The organism is Chryseobacterium sp. Leaf180, from assembly GCF_001424585.1.
Lineage (GTDB): Bacteria > Bacteroidota > Bacteroidia > Flavobacteriales > Weeksellaceae > Chryseobacterium.
On sequence record NZ_LMPJ01000001.1, the window covers coordinates 1 to 19802 of the forward strand.

At 39.3% G+C, this 19802-nt stretch carries 14 protein-coding genes and 1 pseudogene; 12 read left to right on the forward strand and 3 right to left on the reverse strand.

Annotated features, from left to right (window positions below):
* Positions 1–372, reverse strand: a pseudogene (locus ASG01_RS00005) (DNA polymerase IV); the annotation flags it as partial.
* Between the two features lie 61 nt (positions 373–433).
* Here ASG01_RS00005 and ASG01_RS00010 point away from each other — a divergent pair.
* Positions 434–1198, forward strand: coding sequence for an XRE family transcriptional regulator (locus tag ASG01_RS00010; protein WP_055858025.1), 765 nt, complete (start codon positions 434–436; stop codon positions 1196–1198).
* A 106-nt stretch (positions 1199–1304) separates the two neighbouring features.
* Positions 1305–2051: alpha-ketoglutarate-dependent dioxygenase AlkB family protein (locus tag ASG01_RS16145; RefSeq protein WP_055861964.1), on the forward strand; the 747-nt coding region annotated here is incomplete at its 3' end.
* 444 nt (positions 2052–2495) lie between these two features.
* Here the strand turns inward: ASG01_RS16145 and ASG01_RS00020 are convergent.
* Both ASG01_RS00020 and dapB read right to left on the reverse strand, forming a co-directional pair.
* A complete protein-coding gene (locus ASG01_RS00020) occupies positions 2496–3557 on the reverse strand; it encodes a hypothetical protein (protein WP_131725299.1) in 1062 nt (353 codons plus the stop codon).
* A 268-nt stretch (positions 3558–3825) separates the two neighbouring features.
* Complete coding sequence (gene dapB / locus ASG01_RS00025; RefSeq protein WP_055861967.1) at positions 3826–4626, reverse strand: 4-hydroxy-tetrahydrodipicolinate reductase; 801 nt, start codon at positions 4624–4626, stop codon at positions 3826–3828.
* A gap of 522 nt (positions 4627–5148) precedes the next feature.
* Between dapB and ASG01_RS00030 the strand changes: the two genes are divergently transcribed.
* The 10 genes from ASG01_RS00030 (at position 5149) to ASG01_RS00075 (ending at position 19770) form a co-directional block, all read left to right on the forward strand.
* Positions 5149–5913, forward strand: a complete 765-nt coding sequence (locus tag ASG01_RS00030; RefSeq protein ID WP_055858033.1) for a hypothetical protein — start codon at positions 5149–5151, stop codon at positions 5911–5913.
* A 552-nt stretch (positions 5914–6465) separates the two neighbouring features.
* On the forward strand, positions 6466–7188 hold the full coding sequence (locus tag ASG01_RS00035) for an NUDIX hydrolase (RefSeq protein ID WP_055858038.1): 723 nt from the start codon (positions 6466–6468) through the stop codon (positions 7186–7188).
* Between the two features lie 23 nt (positions 7189–7211).
* Positions 7212–8696, forward strand: a complete 1485-nt coding sequence (locus ASG01_RS00040) for a xylulokinase (protein WP_055858041.1) — start codon at positions 7212–7214, stop codon at positions 8694–8696.
* Between the two features lie 110 nt (positions 8697–8806).
* The gene (xylA, locus tag ASG01_RS00045) at positions 8807–10135 is read left to right on the forward strand and encodes a xylose isomerase (protein ID WP_055858045.1); all 1329 of its coding nucleotides are present in this window, start codon (positions 8807–8809) and stop codon (positions 10133–10135) included.
* A 76-nt stretch (positions 10136–10211) separates the two neighbouring features.
* A complete protein-coding gene (locus tag ASG01_RS00050; RefSeq protein ID WP_055858049.1) occupies positions 10212–13088 on the forward strand; it encodes a SusC/RagA family TonB-linked outer membrane protein in 2877 nt (958 codons plus the stop codon).
* A gap of 11 nt (positions 13089–13099) precedes the next feature.
* Positions 13100–15043, forward strand: a complete 1944-nt coding sequence (locus tag ASG01_RS00055) for a RagB/SusD family nutrient uptake outer membrane protein (protein ID WP_055858051.1) — start codon at positions 13100–13102, stop codon at positions 15041–15043.
* A gap of 93 nt (positions 15044–15136) precedes the next feature.
* The gene (gene uxuA, locus ASG01_RS00060; RefSeq protein WP_055858054.1) at positions 15137–16315 is read left to right on the forward strand and encodes a mannonate dehydratase; all 1179 of its coding nucleotides are present in this window, start codon (positions 15137–15139) and stop codon (positions 16313–16315) included.
* 40 nt (positions 16316–16355) lie between these two features.
* The gene (locus ASG01_RS00065; RefSeq protein WP_055858057.1) at positions 16356–17171 is read left to right on the forward strand and encodes an SDR family oxidoreductase; all 816 of its coding nucleotides are present in this window, start codon (positions 16356–16358) and stop codon (positions 17169–17171) included.
* A 53-nt stretch (positions 17172–17224) separates the two neighbouring features.
* Positions 17225–18643, forward strand: coding sequence for a glucuronate isomerase (gene uxaC / locus ASG01_RS00070; RefSeq protein ID WP_055858059.1), 1419 nt, complete (start codon positions 17225–17227; stop codon positions 18641–18643).
* A 134-nt stretch (positions 18644–18777) separates the two neighbouring features.
* Positions 18778–19770 (forward strand): sugar kinase, encoded by a 993-nt coding sequence (locus ASG01_RS00075; protein ID WP_055858061.1) that lies wholly within the window; start codon positions 18778–18780, stop codon positions 19768–19770.
* Positions 19771–19802 lie beyond the last annotated feature (32 nt).

A 19802-nucleotide genomic window follows, 5' to 3' on the forward strand; every position in this document is an offset into this window, starting at 1 on the left:
AATATCATTGGTCCAACGGTAACATCCAAAGAATTTATCCATGCCTGACAGATCCAAATAAAATTCATCGRTGCTTGCTTTTTCCAGAACAAACACTTTTTCCTGAATGACCTCTGTAACCAGATGCGACACTTTGGAATACATTTCCATATCCCCTCTGATAATTCTTGCTTCAGGACATAATCGCAACGCCATTTTAATAGGCATGGCACTCCGCACCCCGAAAAATCTTGCCTCATAAGAACAGGATGCTACCACACCACGGTCTCCGCCTCCGATGATTACAGGCTTTTTCTCCAGTTCGGAGTTTTTCAGCCGTTCGCAGGAAACAAAGAACGTATCCAAATCCATATGCACAATTGCTCTTTCCATCCCGTAAAATTATTACGTTTTATTGCAGAATTATGTATATTTGTTGCTATAATTTATAGCAATGTCAATTTTTTCAGAAAACATCAGGTTTTTAAGAGATAAGATGAAAGCATCTCAGCAAAAGGTCAGCGATGAAATATCGATCACCCGGGGAAGGTATGCAACTTATGAAGACGGTCGGTCGGAACCTCCAATTGAGATTCTTGTCAAACTTTCTAAATACTATAAAGTGAGTATTGATTTGTTGCTGACCGTGGATCTGCGGAAGTATCCGATGGATGATGTTGTGAATCTTCCAAACAACAGAATATTACTTCCGATGAAAGTGGATCAGACMGGGGAGAACCGGATAGAAATCGTTCCGCAAAAAGCAAGTATGGGATATCTCAACGGATATAACGATCCGGAATTTGTAGAAGGTCTGCAGCATCTTTCACTTCCGTTTTTAAGAAACGGAAAGTTCAGGGCTTTTCCTGCAGATGGAGACTCGATGCCGCCTTATAATGACGGAACTTATATTGTCGGTAAATACCTGGAAGATAAAAAAGATCTGAAAAAAGGGAAGACCTACATCTTTATCACAAAAGACGGTATTGTTTACAAGAGATATTCAAAGCAGAATGATTCGGGAAGTTTCGTGAGCTCTGACAACTCTTTTTATGAACCTTACGAAATTAAATGGTCTGAAGTGTATGAAATATGGGAGTTTGCCTGCAGCATCAATACGAAGGAGCTGCGAATTGAGAATATTGAATATCAGGAGATCAGAAGCATGTTCGAGGAATTAAGGTCGGAGATCAGAGGTCAGGATAAACGAGTGCAGTAAGCCTTTAATGGCTGAAGAAAAAAAGATTTCTGCAATAAATCTTACAACATAGGGAAGAGTAACTCCCGTTGCGGAATCAAGTAAATAGAAAAAACAGTTATCAAATATGGGTCAGCTCAGTTTATTCAGCGCAGAGGAGTTTTATAATTTTCCCGAAGATCTTCTGGAGTTCAGGGAACATTTCCTGTCATCAGAAGAATCCCGTGTCATATTTAATGATCTTCTGGCCAGTACACCATGGAAACAGAGTACGCAGAGTATGTATGATAGAAAAGTCCTGACGCCGCGGCTGACCGAATGGTATGGTGATAAGGCTACTTCAAACCGGTTGGGTGGAAAAGAATGTGAGGTGAACGACTGGACTCCTGAATTGTTGGCTCTGAAGAATCGCATCGAGAATGTTTTCGGGCTAAAATTTAATTCTGTGCTGCTTAATTTATACCGTGATAATAACGATTCCGTAGCTTGGCGTGATAAGGCTACTTCAAACCGGTTGGGTGGAAAAGAATGTGAGGTGAACGACTGGACTCCTGAATTGTTGGCTCTGAAGAATCGCATCGAGAATGTTATCGGTCTAAAATTTAATTTTGTGCTGCTTAATTTATACCGTGATAATAACGATTCCGTAGCTTGGCATACGGATAAAGACAGTAGATTTGGTGACCGTCCTGTGATTGCTTCTTTAAGTATGGGACAAACCCGGAAGTTTGATTTCAGAAAGAAAGACCATCATCAAAGCAGGTATTCGATTCCATTGCCTGAAGGATCGCTGCTGCTCATGAAGGGCAATCTTCAGGAGTATTGGGAGCACCGTATCGCAAAATCGAGCTTACCGATGAAAGAGCGGATTAATNTGCCTGAAGGATCGCTGCTGCTCATGAAGGGCAATCTTCAGGAGTATTGGGAGCACCGTATCGCAAAATCGAGCTTACCGATGAAAGAGCGGATTAATCTGACTTTTCGATGGGTGGAGGAGATCTAAGTAAAAACAGTATAATCATATTGTGTATTGCGATACATCAACACTTTATTCAATAAGTATTTAATTTTATTCCCTTAAAGTAATTTTAAATTTTATCAGAATTTTTTCAAAATATAATCAGAGGTAGATCTTAATGCTGTTTATTAAAAATAACTGTTTTCTTTCATCTGCTATTTTTGTTCTTCTCAATATCTTCGAGTTGCGTGGATATATTCTTACTATTAGCGATGCAGATTTATGACAGATTACACAGCAGTTATATGAGGCACTTGTACGATTATAAATTCTATAGCGAAAATTTGAAGCTTCTCTAAATTACTTTTCTTTAACGAATATCTGTCTGATCATTCCACTTCCTGTCCCACTTGTAATCTGCTGAGTTTTACCGTTTGCCCAATATACACCTTCAGATCCTCCACCCGAAACTTGCTGATATCCTCCCACATAAATACCTTTACCGGATATATCTATGCTTAATGCCGCAGAACCATCGGAACCCAGCGTAAAAGGCAAACCGTTTTTCCAGTATTTTGCTACCAGAGACTGGCTGTTAGGTAAGATGCCGGTTCCGGCAATATAGACATCATTTCCTTTAACTGCGATGGCGGTTCCACCAGCATAAGAAGTTCCATCCTGAATTAGTGTAGGAGTTGCCAGATTTTTAGAGTACCTCGTTTGCAGTTGTCCAAAACTGTTATAAGAAACTGACCACATCATGTATACATCGTTGCCCGATATCGTAATGTCCTGGTCATCTGGCGTGGTGGTTTGATCTGAAAGATCTGTTCTCTGACCGTTTTTCCAGTAGCAGGTAACAGGCGCAATCCAATTCTGCATTCTGCGCTCACCAATGACATATACATCGTTTCCAACTACCGCTATACCTGTGGCAATAACATTTTGCGCCTGATCTGTAAGATTAACTGCCACTCCATTTTTCCAGTATTTTGCCTCATATGTCGTTTCACCAGTCTTCATTTCCTGTCCTGCGACATATATATCATTTCCGCTGATGAAAATGTCGTTTGCATAAGCGTCTCTTGATCCGTCCGTCAGATCTGTAGCCACACCGTTTTTCCACAACTTGGCCACATATTTTCCATTAGCGTTGACTTCGTATCCTACGTTGTACACAACATCTCCGACAATGACCATGCCTCTAACGTCCGAGCTGCCTGATCCTTGACTTAACATCATTGCAGTTCCGTTTTTCCAGTATTTGGCTTTATATCCTTCGCGGCCTGCGGCATACACTGTGAGTTCTGCGGAATTTGAATTATCAGAGTCATTAGTGTCATCACTTGACCGGCACTGTATTGACGCTATACCTGCAAGCAATATAATGGAGGAAGTATAAAATAGAGATCGAAGTTTCATAGTAGGAAATTTGTTGATCTCATGTCAAAAAGTACGCCGCACAAATACGAGGATTTAAAAATATTCAATCAATACTACATTGCTCAAGTTATTTACTAAAAGAATCACGATCTCGTTAAACATTAGTTCAGCATTTTATATTAATCTGCTTCGCTTAAAAGATAAAAACTTATCGTTTCTTAATAGGAAAAAAGTGAAAAAGAATGCACATTGATATTAAGCAATTTTTAATCAAATTTACAGAATGCTCAAATCCCAGTGCATTGGTTTAGAATTCCATCACACTGTCAAGACCTCTTCTTAATCCTTTGAAGGTTCCCACTTTTTCAATTGCTAAAAGTCCACCTTTTACATAAGGTTCTGCACTTGATCCTGAATCGTGACGAATGGACAGCCTTTCATCCTTCAATCCAAAAATTGTTTCAATAGAAATTACATGACCCGGAAGTCTCACGGAATGCACCTGAACTTCATTGAGTTTTGCGCCGCGACTGGCTTTTTCGCCAATCAGATCCTCTTCGGTAACATATTGATTTGGTTTCTGAACTTTTGAAAGTCGGTAGGCCAGTTCCCGTGCAGTTCCACTTGGTGCATCTATCTTGTCCTCTTGGGCATAATCTATAATCTCAAAGTTTGGGATATATTTTGCCGCCATTTCAGAAAACTTTTGAAGCAACACGACTGTGATTGCAAAGTTTCCTACAGCCAATACAGAGGCATTGTTTTCGTCTGTTGTTTTTTCTATTTCTGAATAATCTTCATCTGTAAGCCCCGAAGTGCCGATAACTACATTTTTACCTTTTTTAAGACAAGAGACAATATTCTTCTTTGCGATGTCTGGCTTCGTATATTCTACCAGTACATCAAAATCAATTTCTTTTAATGCAGTTTCGATATCACCAAAAATTGGAATGTCTGCGTAACCTAATTTAAGAACATTACCTAAATTTTCTCCTTTGTGCTTTCTCGAAATTGCTCCAACCAATTCCATATTTGGATGTTTAAAAACGCCTTTGCTCAATTCAGAACCTGCCCAACCGGTGCCGCCTGCAATACATACTTTTATCATATTCGCCATGTTTTGTTAGTATTTATTCTATTTATTTTACTTGACTTTGCTAAGTGATGCAGAACAGATGCCATCTGCCTGTTTAGTACATCCGCGTGGCCTTATTTTATCAACTACATTTTCCTGTAACCAGTTCCTAACAGTTGTTGTACTATCATCTTTTTTGAGTTCAGCATCGTACAAACTTTACCAATTGCCATCAACATCTCAGTAAACGAATCTGCAAAAGCTTCCGAATTGTGGTGTTATCCCGAACAGTGTTGTAATATAGTTTTGATTTGAAACCTGCTGAAAAACGGATCGGTTTGCCTGTCAATTAACTCATTTAAATTGCAATGTCATTATAGCTGATATCTTCCGAACTTTGAATCGCATATCCTTCCACACCTTTAAAATAACAATCCAGAGGTCATTCAACACATTAAATACTTTGATTTCCAAAAAAATAAGATGAAACTGCGCGTTTTTTGTTAAAGACAAAACATGAAATTTATTTATGTCATAACTTTTTAAAATTAAATTATGGTTAAGCAGTTACAGATTTTAAATTTGATCGCTTTGTTGGCAACAGTTGGCATCAATTACCTTTCAAATACTGGAATTATCAATGATGAAACCGTTGGTAGTGTTTCAGCAGATTACCGGAATCTCTTTACACCGGCTGGTTATGCGTTTTCCATTTGGGGACTTATCTATACTTTGCTTTTGGGTTTTGCCATATATTACGGCCCGTTTACAAAAAATACAGATCTTAAAGAAAAAACGGTATTGAATATTGGCTGGTGGTTCATCGTTTCCTGTCTTGCAAACAGTATGTGGATCTTCACATGGCTGAACGGTTATCTCTTCCTGACAATTCCGGTTATGATTGTGCTGCTGATTTCTTTATTAAAAATCATCTTAAATAATCATGAAATTATCGAATCACGTGATCTCAAAACAACACTTTTTCTTCGACTGCCATTTTATATTTATTCCGGATGGATTTCTGTAGCGCTGATTGCAGACATCGCGACGTATCTGAAGAAAATAGAGTGGGACGGATTCGGTATTTCTGAAATGTATTGGACTTTGACCATGATTACCATCGCCACGATCCTTCATTTATATATGATCTGGCAAAGAAATATGAACGCATTTGCCGTCGTTGCTGTCTGGGCGCTTATCGCAATTTCTGTCGCCAATCAGAATAAAAATTACATTGTTTATATCGCAGCGATAATTGCAGCTGTGGTTGTAGCATTAAATATTATTTTGAGATTGTTCAGAAAAAGAGCGGTGTTTTAAAACTGCCGTACTCTGAAAGAAAACTCCAGAACTTCTAAATGTTGTTCTGGATTTTTTTTTAAACCAAATGCAGGAGTTGATCACTACATTATTTTATTACGAACCTTTTTATAAAATTTCGTAACAATTTTTTCATTAAAAGTTAACAAAAAGACTTTGGCTTATATTTTGACTTTTTCAAGAATTATATTCTATACCCTAAGAAACGGTAAAAATTATTCTGTATTTCAACCGTATTTTTATTGAAAAATGTAATTCTTTACACTTATCCTCATTTTTTTTTATTCATAATTCCCATATTCCTTATCATTAAAATTTGAGCAATTTCTCAATGCTCTATGACGCCTGTGAATTTCATAAAGGATTGTTAACTTAATATTTATAAATGTTAATTGTATCTCATATATGATAAGCTTATCATAAAACTAACTATATACTTATCATAAAAAATAGATATGTAATGTACTGATATGCAGTAGGTAATGATAATTTTATTTTTTTTATTGATATGAATTTTTATATTTGTAATGTTACCTAAATGTTAACATTCAGATGGGATCAAATTTTATTCATACGTACGTTTCTGTAGACTGTGTTGTTTTTGGATATGATCTGGAAAACAGACTCAACGTATTGCTGGTGCAGAAGCACGAAACAAACCCAAATCAGGAAAGTCAGATAAAACTTCCCGGCAGCCTTATCTACAGCGAAGAAGATGTAGATGATGCTGCAGAACGCGTTTTGCACGAGCTGACAGGTATCAGAAAAATGGTGCTGAAACAGTTCAAATGTTTTGCAGATCCAATGAGAGCGAGCAGCGACCGTGACAGACAGTGGATGGATAGCGAATATCAGCATGATATCGACAGAATTATCACTGTAGCATATTTGTCTTTGTGCAAAATAGATCATAAGATTAACAGCAGTAAGTACAGCACGGTAGATTGGTATCCGGTTGATCAGATTCCGGAGCTGCCATTTGATCATAATAAGATTATCAAAGAATCTCTCGTAGAGATTAGAAAATGGATAGAATCTGACTTTTCCATTATTTTTGAGCTTCTTCCGAAGAAATTTACCATCAGACAGCTGTATCAGTTATATACGGCGCTGAGCGAAAAGTATATAGATATAAAAAACTTTCATAAAAAAATATCGTCGTTTCATCACATCATTCCTTTGGAAGAAATCGAGAAAAACGTATCGCACAGAGCCGCGAGATATTATAAGTTCGACGCAAAAGTGTACAAAAAAAGTACTTCAAAATTAATTTAATTCAAAAAAGCCTTCTATAAAAAATGTATTTGCTAGGATATGATATCGGCAGTTCTTCTGTAAAAGTTTGTCTCATTGAGGCTTCCAGCGGAAAAATCATTGCTTCAGACTTTTCTCCGAAAAAAGAGATGAAAATTATTGCCTCCAATCCGGGTTGGGCAGAGCAGAATCCTGCTGACTGGTGGACGAATCTGAAACTGGCGCACGAATCTGTGATGCATCATTCTGGTGTAGATCCAGAAGACATCAAAGGCATCGGCATTACCTGGCAGATGCACGGTCTTATTCTGGTAGATAAAGATCTGAATCTTCTAAGACCATCTATTATCTGGTGTGACAGCCGTGCAGTACCTTATGGCGAAAAAGCTTTTAAAGAGATAGGAGAAGAAAAATGTCTTTCGCATCTGCTAAATTCTCCTGGGAATTTTACCGCTTCAAAACTGGCTTGGGTAAAAGAGCACGAACCGGAAATTTTTGAGAAAATTGATAAAATAATGCTTCCGGGAGACTACATCGCGATGAAACTTTCCGGCGAAATAGGAATCACAGTAGAAGGTTTGTCTGAAGGAATTTTTTGGGATTTTAAAAACAACTGCATTTCTGAGGACGTGATCAATTATTACGGAATTCCCAAAAGCTTTTTCCCGCAGATTGTTCCGACTTTTGGTATTCAGGCTACAGTTTCTGCTTCAGCAGCTGCCGAATTAGGTTTAAAAGAAGGAACCCCGATTTCGTACAGAGCCGGAGATCAGCCAAACAATGCACTTTCGCTGAATGTATTTAATCCGGGTGAAATCGCTTCCACAGCGGGAACTTCGGGTGTTGTCTACGGCGTTTTGGATCAGCTGGATTACGATAAACTTTCACGGGTAAATACATTTGCTCACGTAAATCATACCGAAGAGCAAACCAGATTAGGCGTTTTGCTTTGCATTAACGGTACCGGGATTTTAAATTCATGGCTGAAACATAATTTCGCCACGTCGCTTTCTTCATACGGCGATATGAATGAATTGGCGTCACTTTCAACCATCGGTTCTAAAGGTTTAAGTATTATTCCTTTTGGTAATGGCGCCGAAAGAGTTTTAGAAAACCGCGATACCAGCTGCTCAATTCACGGAATTAATTTTAATATTCATTCTAAAGGCGATGTACTTCGTGCGGCTCAGGAAGCCATTGTTTTTTCTTATGAATATGGGATGAACATCATGCGCGAAATGGGAATGGATATTCAGGTTATCCGAGCTGGAAATGCCAATATGTTTTTGAGTTCGCTCTTCCGCCAGTCACTTGCCAGTGTGAGCAATGCGGTGATCGAGCTTTACGATACAGACGGTGCCGTGGGTGCCGCAAGAGCAGCAGGAATCGGAATTAATTTTTATGCTGATACCAACGAAGCCTTTGCATCTCTCGAAAAAATCGCAGTCATAGAACCCGAAACAGAGAAGCGCGATCAGTACATGGAAGCCTATACAAGGTGGAGGAAGCACCTCAGTGAGATCATGTAAAACACAAAACTTTTAGGAAAAAATAAAGCTTACCGAAGCAAAATAAAGCGGTGAGCAGGAGATTTTCATATCAAAATCAGAATTAAATTTAAAATAATATATACGAAAACATGAATATTTTAACAGAAACCAAAGCGTTTTTCCCAGGAATTGATCAGATAAAATTTGAAGGCACAGAAAGCAGAAATCCGATGGCTTTCCGTCATTATGAGGCCGACAGAATCGTGATGGGAAAACCGATGAAAGAATGGATGCGTTTTGCAATGGCTTGGTGGCACACCTTGTGCGCAGACGGCAGCGATCCTTTCGGAGTTCCTACCATCAAACATCCTTGGGCTGGCGGTGCAGATGCAATTTCGCGTGCGAAATATAAAATGGATGCGGGCTTCGAGTTTATGCAGAAAATGGGATTTGGATATTATTGCTTTCACGATATCGACCTGGTAGATCCTGCCGATAACTGGAGACAGTACGAGAAAAATCTTCAGGAAATCACAGATTTCGCGAAAGAAAAACAGAACGAAACCGGCATCAAACTTCTTTGGGGAACTGCCAATGTTTTCACACACGAAAGATACATGAACGGAGCTTCTACCAACCCGAATTTTGATGTGGTGGCTTGCGCCGGAACTCAGGTTAAAAATTCAATTGACGCTACAATCGCTCTTGGCGGAGAAAACTACGTATTCTGGGGCGGTAGAGAAGGTTATATGAGCCTTTTGAATACAGACATGAAGCGTGAAAAAGAGCATCTGGCAAGATTCCTCACGATGTCCCGCGATTATGCAAGAAAAGAAGGTTTTACAGGAACTTTTCTTATCGAGCCAAAGCCGATGGAACCTACAAAACATCAGTATGATTACGATGCTGAGACGGTAATCGGTTTTCTTAAAAACTACGGTTTAGATAAAGATTTTAAATTAAATCTTGAGGTCAATCACGCTACTTTGGCGGGTCACACTTTCGAGCACGAACTTCAGGCAGCTGTTGATGCAGGAATGTTGGGAAGCATCGATGCCAACAGAGGAGATTATCAAAACGGTTGGGATACAGACCAATTTCCGATTGATTATCTTGAACTGACTCAGGCTTGGTTGGTGATTCTTGAAGGCGGTGGTCTTGGGAATGGTGGTGTAAACTTCGACGCAAAAATCAGAAGAAATTCTATTGATGCTGATGATTTGTTTATCGCACACGTATCAGGGATGGATGCTTTTGCTAAAGGACTTTCTGCAGCAGCAGACGTTCTTGAAAATTCAGATTACAAAAAACTGAGAACAGAAAGATATGCTTCATTCGATTCCGGCAACGGGAAATCTTTCGAAGACGGAAATCTTACTTTAGAAGATCTGCAAAAAATCGCACACGAGATGGGCGAGCCTCAGCCGAAAAGCGGTAAGCAGGAGCTTTTTGAATCGATCGTGAATATGTCTCTCTAAAAAAATCGGCAGAAAAGCAATCTGCATCTGTATGCTGCTTTTCTGCTTAATAATCTTTAAAAACATTATAATCATTATGAACCTATTTTATTTTAGTAAAAACAATAAGGCGGCATTATTTTTTGCCATGACCTTATTACCTACGGGTTTGGTTTATTCTCAGAGTGGAAATGATACGATTCAGAAAGAAAAGAAAATTGAGGAGGTTGTCGTAATCGGGTATGGTACACAGAGAAAAGAAGCGGTAACAGGATCTGTAGTACAGGTAAAAGGCGACGCTTTGCGCGAAGTGCCTTCAGCAAACATCACGCAGGCTTTACAGGGCCGTGCCGCGGGTGTTGACATCCAGCAGAATTCTACAAAACCCGGAGCGGCGCTTCAAATTAGAATACGTGGTGTACGATCTTTCCAGGCTGATGGCAATGATCCTCTGGTAATTCTTGATGGAGTACCGTTTGTGGGATCTTTAAGCGATATCAGTTCATCTGATATTAAAAGTATTGATATCTTAAAAGATGCCTCTGCAACGGCGATTTACGGATCAAGAGGAGCAAACGGGGTAATCTTGGTAACAACAAACAGAGGCAGCAGAGGTCAGAAAGCAAGATTTTCATATAACTCTTTCAACGGAGTGCAGACTTTATTTTCCCGTTATCCTATGATGGACGGTCCGTCCTTCGCTAAACTTAGAAGTTATGCTGGTATATATACAACCAACGGAGACGAGAACGTAAATACAAATACTGACTGGCAAAAATTATATTACAAACCGGCAATGATCATGAACCATGATATTGGTATCTCTGGTGGTTCCGAGGGTGGTAATTATAATGTTGGATTATCTTATTTCAAACAGGATGCACTTATTCCGCTACAGAGCTACGAGAGATTTGCTTTAAGAATGGCAGTTGATCAGCAATTGGGCAAAAGATTTAAAATTGGTTTTACTACAAATACAAACTACTCAGAAACTGCGGCTAATGGTATAAGTCCAGGCGCTGTTTTAGGCTATTCACCTTTAATCAACCCTTATAATACAGATGGAAGTTTAAAATCTGTGGTAACAACTGCCGGAGGAATTGATCAGTCATGGGTATATACTAGACAACGTCTCGAAGGTCTGGGCGATAAATATGTTGATGAGATTAAAGATTTCGCATCATATAATAATATGTACGGCGAAGTAAGCATCATTAATGGTTTAAAATATAAGTTAAATGTTGGTTTAGATTATCGTACATCAAACAGCGGTAGTTATGTGGGTATGGGCGTTTTCAATACCAATCCATTGGGACCTTCAAGTGCCGGGAAAGGTAATAATCAGACATATCACTGGCTAATTGAAAACCTTTTAACGTACGACCGTACATTTGGTAAGCATAAAATCAATGCAGTTGGATTATATTCCGCTGAGGGAAACAGATTTGTAAGCTCTTTTATAAGTGCCAGAAATGTTCCTGCAGATTTTTTCCAATATTATAATATCGGTCAGGCGCCGCAGGCAGACATTCAGATAAATCCTTCAAATCAGGCATACAGACAGTTTGGTTTGATATCTGGGATGGGAAGAGCGATGTATACGTTTGATAACAAATATATGATCACTGCAACACTGCGTGCGGACGGATCTTCACGTTTGGCTCCAGGTAATAAATGGCATACTTATCCTGCACTTTCTGTAGGCTGGACAGTCACAAATGAGTCTTTTATGCAAAACATAAAGGCTCTGAATCTATTTAAACTAAGAGCAGGTATTGGACAAACTGCAAATCAAAGTGTTAAACCATACTCTACTTTGGGATTACTTGGAGTTGTTCCTTATAATTTTGGTACAACAAATACAACAGGTGTTTATGTTACTGAGGCACCAAATGCAAATCTTAGTTGGGAATACTCTAAAACTCAAAATTATGGTGTAGATTTCGGTTTGTTCAATAATAGAATTACGGGTAGTGTAGAATATTACAAAACGAACACTCTGGATCTCTTAAATCCAAAACAGCTTCCCGCTTCTTCTGGTTTAACAATTATTACAGAAAACGTTGCGGAAACAGAAAACAAAGGCTGGGAATTCGCAGTTAATGCATCTATCTTCAATAATCCTGAAGGATTTTCCTGGGATGTTGGAGGAAATCTCTACACAAACAGAAATAAAATCGTTGCTCTAGCTGATGGTACTACCAGAGACATTATAAATGGTTGGTTTGTAGGGTATAATATTAATGCGATCTATGATTATAAATATGTTGGTCTTTGGCAGGCTGGTGATGCCTACCAAAATATTTTAGAGCCTGGTACTGCTGCAGATGTTGTCGGTTCAATTAAAGTTCTTTATACAGGAGGTTACAATGCAGATGGTACACCTGTAAGAGCGATTAATGAATCTGATAGACAGGTTTTCAATACGGCGCCAAAGTTTCAGGGTGGTTTCAATATGAAATTTGCCTATAAGAATTTTGATTTGAGTACTGTGGCTGCATTTCAGAGCGGCGGAATTTTGATCAGTGCATTATATGGTCCATCCAGCTACCTAAACCGACTTACTGGTAGAGGAAACAACGTACAGGTTGATTACTGGACTGAAGATAATACTGGAGCTTATTTCCCGAGACCTGGCAGACACTTAAGCGGTGATAATCCAAAGTACGCCTCAACACTTGCAATGTTTGATGCTTCTTATCTGAAGATTCGTACAATTACTTTGGGATATAATTTTGATAAACAGTTAATGGATAATTTAAAAATTAGTGCATTAAGATTATACTGCACCGTTACAAATCCATTAGTTTTATTCTCTCCATATCACAAGTTTTCAGGTATGGATCCTGAGCCAAATTCACGTGGAAACGAAAACCAAGCAGTGAATACCAATTATAATGTACGTCAATTGATCGTGGGAGCCAATAATCCATCATCAAGAAATTATCTTATTGGAATTAATTTAACTTTCTAAAATACAAAGTCATGATAAAATTAAATAAAAAACTGATTTTAGGTGCAGTATTTCTTTCCCTGACTTTTACAGGATGTAACGAAATACTTGATGAGCAGCCTAGAGCCACATACACCGTAGATTATTTCAATACTGCCGATGGTATCAATGCAAGTTTACCTTCTATGTACCGTCATTTGAGACTGCTCTATGGTAATGGATATTTTATGAGCAACTGTCAGAATGGTACAGATGAATCTACTTTTGCGCAGAGTGCCGACGGTAACTTCCGTGAACTGGATATGTCTGGAAATGGGAATATTACACCAAATACTTTTCCGCCAAGTATGATCTGGAATTCTGTATTTCCAAATATTAATACAGCTAATGCGATTATAGAAAGAGGTCCAAAATTTAATGTAGCAGAATCAATTGTTTCAGAAGCGAGATTTTTCAGAGCTTTTGATTATTTTATGCTGGTACAGACCTATGGCGGTGTGCCGTTAGATCTTGGATCTGGCGAACTTGCTTTTAACGTTAATCCAACTACTTCTTCTAAGAGAAATACTGTTACGGAAGTGTATACAAAGGCGATTTTCCCAGATTTGAAAAAGGCAATAGATAATTTGCCCGCAAGCCCTAGAGTTACCGGAGGTGTAACTAAAAACGTAGCCAGATTGTTTTTGGCCAAAGCTTACCTGACGTATGGATGGTGGCTTCAAAATCCAGGAAATATACCTACTTATCCTGATACACCACGAGTTGATCCTGACGGGAAAAATGCTGCATATTATTTTCAGCAGGCATACGATGTAGCGATGGCCGGTATCGCGTCGCCAGGGCCATACAGTTTACAGCCCACATTTTATGATGTAAATGTCGGGTCTAATGATAGAAATTCTGAATGCATGCTGTATGCAGATCACACCCAGGCAAGTGCATTTTACAATGAAAGTGATCCTGTAGGTTTTGGCTCAGGCTGGGCGCCGGATAACTTCGCGGCCTGGATGCAGACCTGGAACTACACAGCAATCAGAACAAGCACCTCTGCAACATCATATACAAATACAGTAAGTTCTGTACAGCGTGAAGCAGCGCAGTCTCTAGGCAGACCATGGGTTCGTATGGCACCACCGATTGGGGTAATCAAAAATACATTCTCAGATAAAACGACAGACTCTAGATACGACGGTACTTTTGTTACTACATACAGAGGAAACTGGAACAAAGGTGGCGTTACAAACTCCGTTCTATACAATGCCAATAATTTACCTGTAACTCCAGGCGGAGCAATTTTATCCTTCTTGAATGATGATTCTGTATTGCCTACATATCCTGCCGGTGCAGGGCAAAGCGGAGTAGGCGCCGGAACGCTTCCAGGAAGAGCTGACTGGGTGGTTGCTCCAAACGGGATCAGCCGTATGATGTATCCGGGTCTTTGGAAAATCGGTACTTACCGTACAGATGATCCGAATGGTTTAGGATATCCGAATGCCGGTTTGACGAGACCTTTCAACGTAGCTAAATTTTCAGAATTCTACTTTATCGCTGCCGAAGCTGCTGTAAAAGGTGCTTCAGGTGCAATGTCTGCGAGAGATTTACTTAATGTAATCCGTGCAAGAGCAGGAAAATGGAAATTTAACAATGCTCAAAACGCACCATTTGTAGCAGATAACAGCGCTGCAATGATTGCTGCCACTCCAGCAACGATCACTATCGATTATATTCTTGCAGAAAGATCGAGAGAATATTACGGCGAGTTCTACAGATGGTACGATTTGGTACGTACTCAGAAATGGAAAGATTATTCTACAACTTATCAGATTGGTGGCTCTAATTACGGGGATCACACGCCTCAGACAGTTACAAGAACGATTCAGCCATTCCATTATTTGAGACCAATTCCTCAGTCTCAGCTTGATGCAATGCAGGTTCCTGCCGATATCAAGGCAAAATACCAGAATCCTGGTTATTAATTGAATTATTTTTTACTTCATATTAAATTGAACAAAGTAGATGTGCTACGCATCTGCTTTGTTTTTACTATTAAAAATTAGACGACATTTTTTATGGAAAGAACATGGAGATGGTTTGGCAAAAAAGATAAAATTCAGCTCAATATGCTTCGTCAGATTGGTGTAGAAGGCATTGTTTCTGCGCTGCACGATATTTCAAATGGTGAAATCTGGCCACTGGATGCTATTCTTGATTATAAAAAAAATATAGAAAATCACGGTCTTCGTTGGTCGGTAGTTGAAAGTCTTCCTGTAAGTGAGGCAATCAAATACGGAGGTGAAGACCGGGATTTACTGATTGAAAATTATATCCAAAGTTTAGAAAATCTCGGTAAAGCCGGTATTAAAACCGTTTGCTACAATTTTATGCCCGTGCTCGATTGGGCGCGTACCGACCTTTTCCATGAATGGGAAGACGGTTCTTCATCGCTGTTTTTTGATAAGGCTAAATTCGCCTATTTCGAAATTTATATTTTAAAAAGAGAAGGCGCCGAGAAAGATTACACACAGGAAATTCTTCACAAAGTTGATCAGCTGAAACAATCGCTTACCGAAAAAGATAAGGAAGATCTCATTGATTCTGTAATCGTGAAAACACAGGGTTTCGTTAATGGAAACATAAAAGAAGGCGAACTCAACCCTGTTGAAAAATTCAAAAATCTGCTTTCTCTTTATACAGGAATCGATAAAAATCTGCTACGCGAAAATTTAAAATATTTCCTCGAAAAAATAATGCCGGTCTGCGAGCAATACGATATTCAGATGTGCGTGCATCCCGACGATCCGCCATATTCTTTGCTTGGTTTACCGCGAATTGTTACCAATGAAGAAGACATCGACTGGCTTTTAAACGCCGTCGACAATCCGCACAACGGCCTCACATTCTGCGCCGGATCACTTAGCGCAAATCTTCAGAACGATGTTCCGGCTTTAGCTCAGAAATTTGCTAAGCGTACAAAATTTGTCCATTTAAGAAGTACTGAAGTTTCCGAAAACGGAGATTTCATCGAAGCGCACCATTTGGGCGGAAGAGGCCAGCTGATTGAAGTGATTCTTGTTTTTGAGAAAGAAAACCCAGCATTGCCAATGAGAATTGATCACGGAAGACTGCTCACTGACGACATAGGTAAAGGTTACAATCCTGGATATTCTTTTCTTGGAAGAATGCTTGCTTTAGGTCAGATTGAAGGCGTGATGGCAGCGGTGCAGAACGAAATGTCAAAGAAAAATTAGATAAAAATTTCGATCAGATTTAAATTTAAAACCTAAAAAAATGAACGAAATATTCAGCATAAAAGATAAAGTGGCCATCATCACCGGCGCATCCGGCGTATTGGGTGGAAGTCTTGCGAAAAGTTTTCTGCAGGCCGGCGCAAAAGTCGTGGCTTTAGGCAGAAATCAGGAAAAACTTGATGCCTCTGTAAAAGAATTTACCCAAAATCAGGACAATGTTTTAGCGGTGGAAGCGAATGTGATGAACATTGAAAGCCTTGAAAATGCCGCTGAAAAAATCAAAGAAAGATTCGGGAAAATTGATATCCTTTTAAATATCGCCGGCGGAAATATTCCGACAGCTACTTTGTCCGCAGATCAGTCTTTTTTCGATATGGATATGTCTGGCTGGAACGAAGTGACTGATTTAAATATTAACGGAACCGTGTATCCAAGCTACGTTTTTGGTAAAGTAATGGCTGAGCAGGGAAGTGGAAGCATCGTGAATATTTCTTCGATGGCTGCGTATTCTGCGATCACGCGAGTGGCGGGATATTCTGCTGCAAAATCAGCAATTACCAATTTTACACAATGGCTTGCGTCTGATGTTGCTTTAAAATTTGGCGATAAAATACGTGTAAATGCGGTTGCTCCCGGATTTTTTATCGGAGACCAAAACCGTGCAATTCTGATTAATCCAGACGGTTCTTTGACCGACCGCAGCAAAAAAGTGATTGCCAAAACACCGATGGGACGTTTCGGTGATGTGGAAGAACTCAACGGTGCGGTACAGTTTCTATGTTCGGATGCAGCGAGTTTTATCACAGGTGCTTTGCTACCTGTTGATGGTGGTTTCAGCGCATTCAGTGGCGTTTAAAACAAGAAATCAGTTTATAGAAAAAATTCTCAGACGAATGTAGAAAGGAAAATATGAGCGAGTTTAATATTAATAAAGAGATTTTCGGAGACGCTTTTTTGCTTGAATCGCCGCAGGCGCAAAAACTCTATTTCGGTTATGCAAAAGATCTTCCGATTATCGATTATCACAATCATCTGGAGCCTGACGTTATTGCAAAAAACCAAAATTTCCGTTCACCGACGGCGATCTGGCTGGATGGCGATCATTACAAATGGCGCGCGATGCGGAATTTTGGTATTGAAGAAAAATATATTTCCGGAGACGCAACGGACGAAGAAAAATTCAGTAAATGGGCTGAAGTTGTGCCGTATACGCTTCGAAATCCGCTGTTTCACTGGACGCATTTGGAACTTAAAAATCCTTTCGGAATTACAGAATATCTTTCTTCAAAAAATGCGGAATCGGTTTATGATAAAATGAATGAAGCGCTGCAGTCTGATGGTTTTCGTCCGCAGGCCTTGCTTCAGAAATTTAAGGTTGAAACCCTTTGTACAACCGACGATCCTTCAGATTCGCTGGAATTTCATCAGAATATAGAAAAATCTGATTTTCAGACACAGGTTTTTCCGGCCTTTCGACCCGATATTTATATCGCGATTACCGACGCGGAAATTTATCGTAAAAATCTCCAAAAGCTTGAAATTTCTTCAGGAAAAAATATTCTTTCAGCGGATGATTTACTCGAAGCTTTACAAAACAGAATTAATTATTTCCATGAAAACGGGGCGGGAATTTCCGATCACGGTTTCGAGTATTTCCCCGATACCAATTTGTGGAATGAAACTTTAAATAAAGAATTCAGCGAATTTTTAGCTGGAAATAAAAAATCATTTTCAAATCCTGAAGCGCTTACAGGTTTTCTTCTGAAAGAGCTTTGCAAAATGTACGCAGCGAAAGGTTGGGTGCAGCAGTTTCACGTCGGTGCGACGAGAAATAATAATTCGCAGATGCTTCAGAAAATCGGTGCTAATTCCGGTTATGACGCGATTGGTGAAACGTATTTTGCGCAGAGGATGAGCGTAATGTTTGACGGGCTCAACCGCGAAAATCTTTTAGCAAAATCAATTATTTATACTTTAAATCCGGTATTAAACGAAGTTTTGGCAACGATGGCCGGAAATTTTAACGAAGGAGGCATTAAAGGAAAATTGCAGTTTGGCGCCGCTTGGTGGTTTATGGATCAGCTCGACGGCATGGAAAAACAGATGAACGCCGTTTCAAACCTCGGGTTGATCAGCACTTTTATCGGAATGCTCACCGATTCCCGCAGCTTTCTGTCGTTCTCTCGACACGAATATTTTCGCCGGCTTCTCTGCAACATGTTTGGTTCTGAAATGGAGCGCGGACTTTTGCCTAATGACGAAGAATGGATCGGAAAAATTATACAGGACATTTGCTATCATAATGTCAAAAACTATTTCAAATTTTAAAAGTTTGAAGTAAATCTAATGAAAGGAAGTTATCGCGCAGGAGTTTTGAGAAAAATTCCTGCAGATAATGAAGATGTAATTCTATAACTGAAAATCTTGATCTTACCAATCGAGATTAACTTGAAAAACTAAAGATGGCTTCACAAAAAATACTTTGCTTTGGAGAATTACTCCTTCATTTTGCTCCGGATTCTTCTGGAAATTGGTTTGATCATCAGGCCATGAAAGTTTTTTTGGGCGGCGCGGAGTACAATGTCGCATCTGCACTTTCTCAGTGGAATCATCCTGTAAAAATGCTTACGGCTTTACCAGAAAATTTTATCGGAAACCAGCTGGAATCTCAGTTAGAAAATAAAAATATTGAAGTTCTTGCCGAAAAAAACTGCAGTAGAATGGGCACTTTTTATCTGTCTTCAGATGGCGACATGCAGCATGCGCAGGTTGTTTACGACCGTTTTCCTTCAGTTTTCACTGAATCAGAATTTTCTGCATTTAGCTTTGACGAAATTTTTAGCGATGTTCAGTGGCTTCACATCAGTACGATTACTCCAGCTTTGAGCGAAAACGCGTATAAAAAGTGTCTTGATTTGATGAAAGAAGCAGCGCGCAGAAATATTCGCGTTTCGCTTGATTTAAATTACCGCGCCTCACTTTGGCAGGGAAAAAATCCGGCTGAAAGAGTCAAAAATATGATGCCTTACGTTACCGTTTTGATGGGGAATATCTGGTCGGTAGAGCAGTTTCTGGAAATCCCAATTAAGCACGAGCTCAACGGAAATTTTGATGATGAAAATCTTTTAAAACAAGCTGAAAACTCGGCTAAAGAAGTTCAGAATAGCTATCCGAATGTAAAAACGGTTGCCAATACTTTTCGGTTTACTGATGGAAATACAGTTAATTATTCGGCGACAATGTTTTCTGAAAACCAGCTTTTGGTTTCAAAAAAATACCATTCCGAAGAAATAAAAGAGCGCGTGGGCAGCGGCGATTCTTTCATGGCAGCGCTTATTCACGGCCACATTAGAAAAAATCCGAATCAGCAAATTCTCGAAGATGCGACGCAGGTTGCTTTCAAAAAACTTTTTGTGGAAGGCGATACGATCGATGCTTCTATTTCAATTGAATAAATTTTCCTTCCTCTTCATTTAAAAAAACTTTA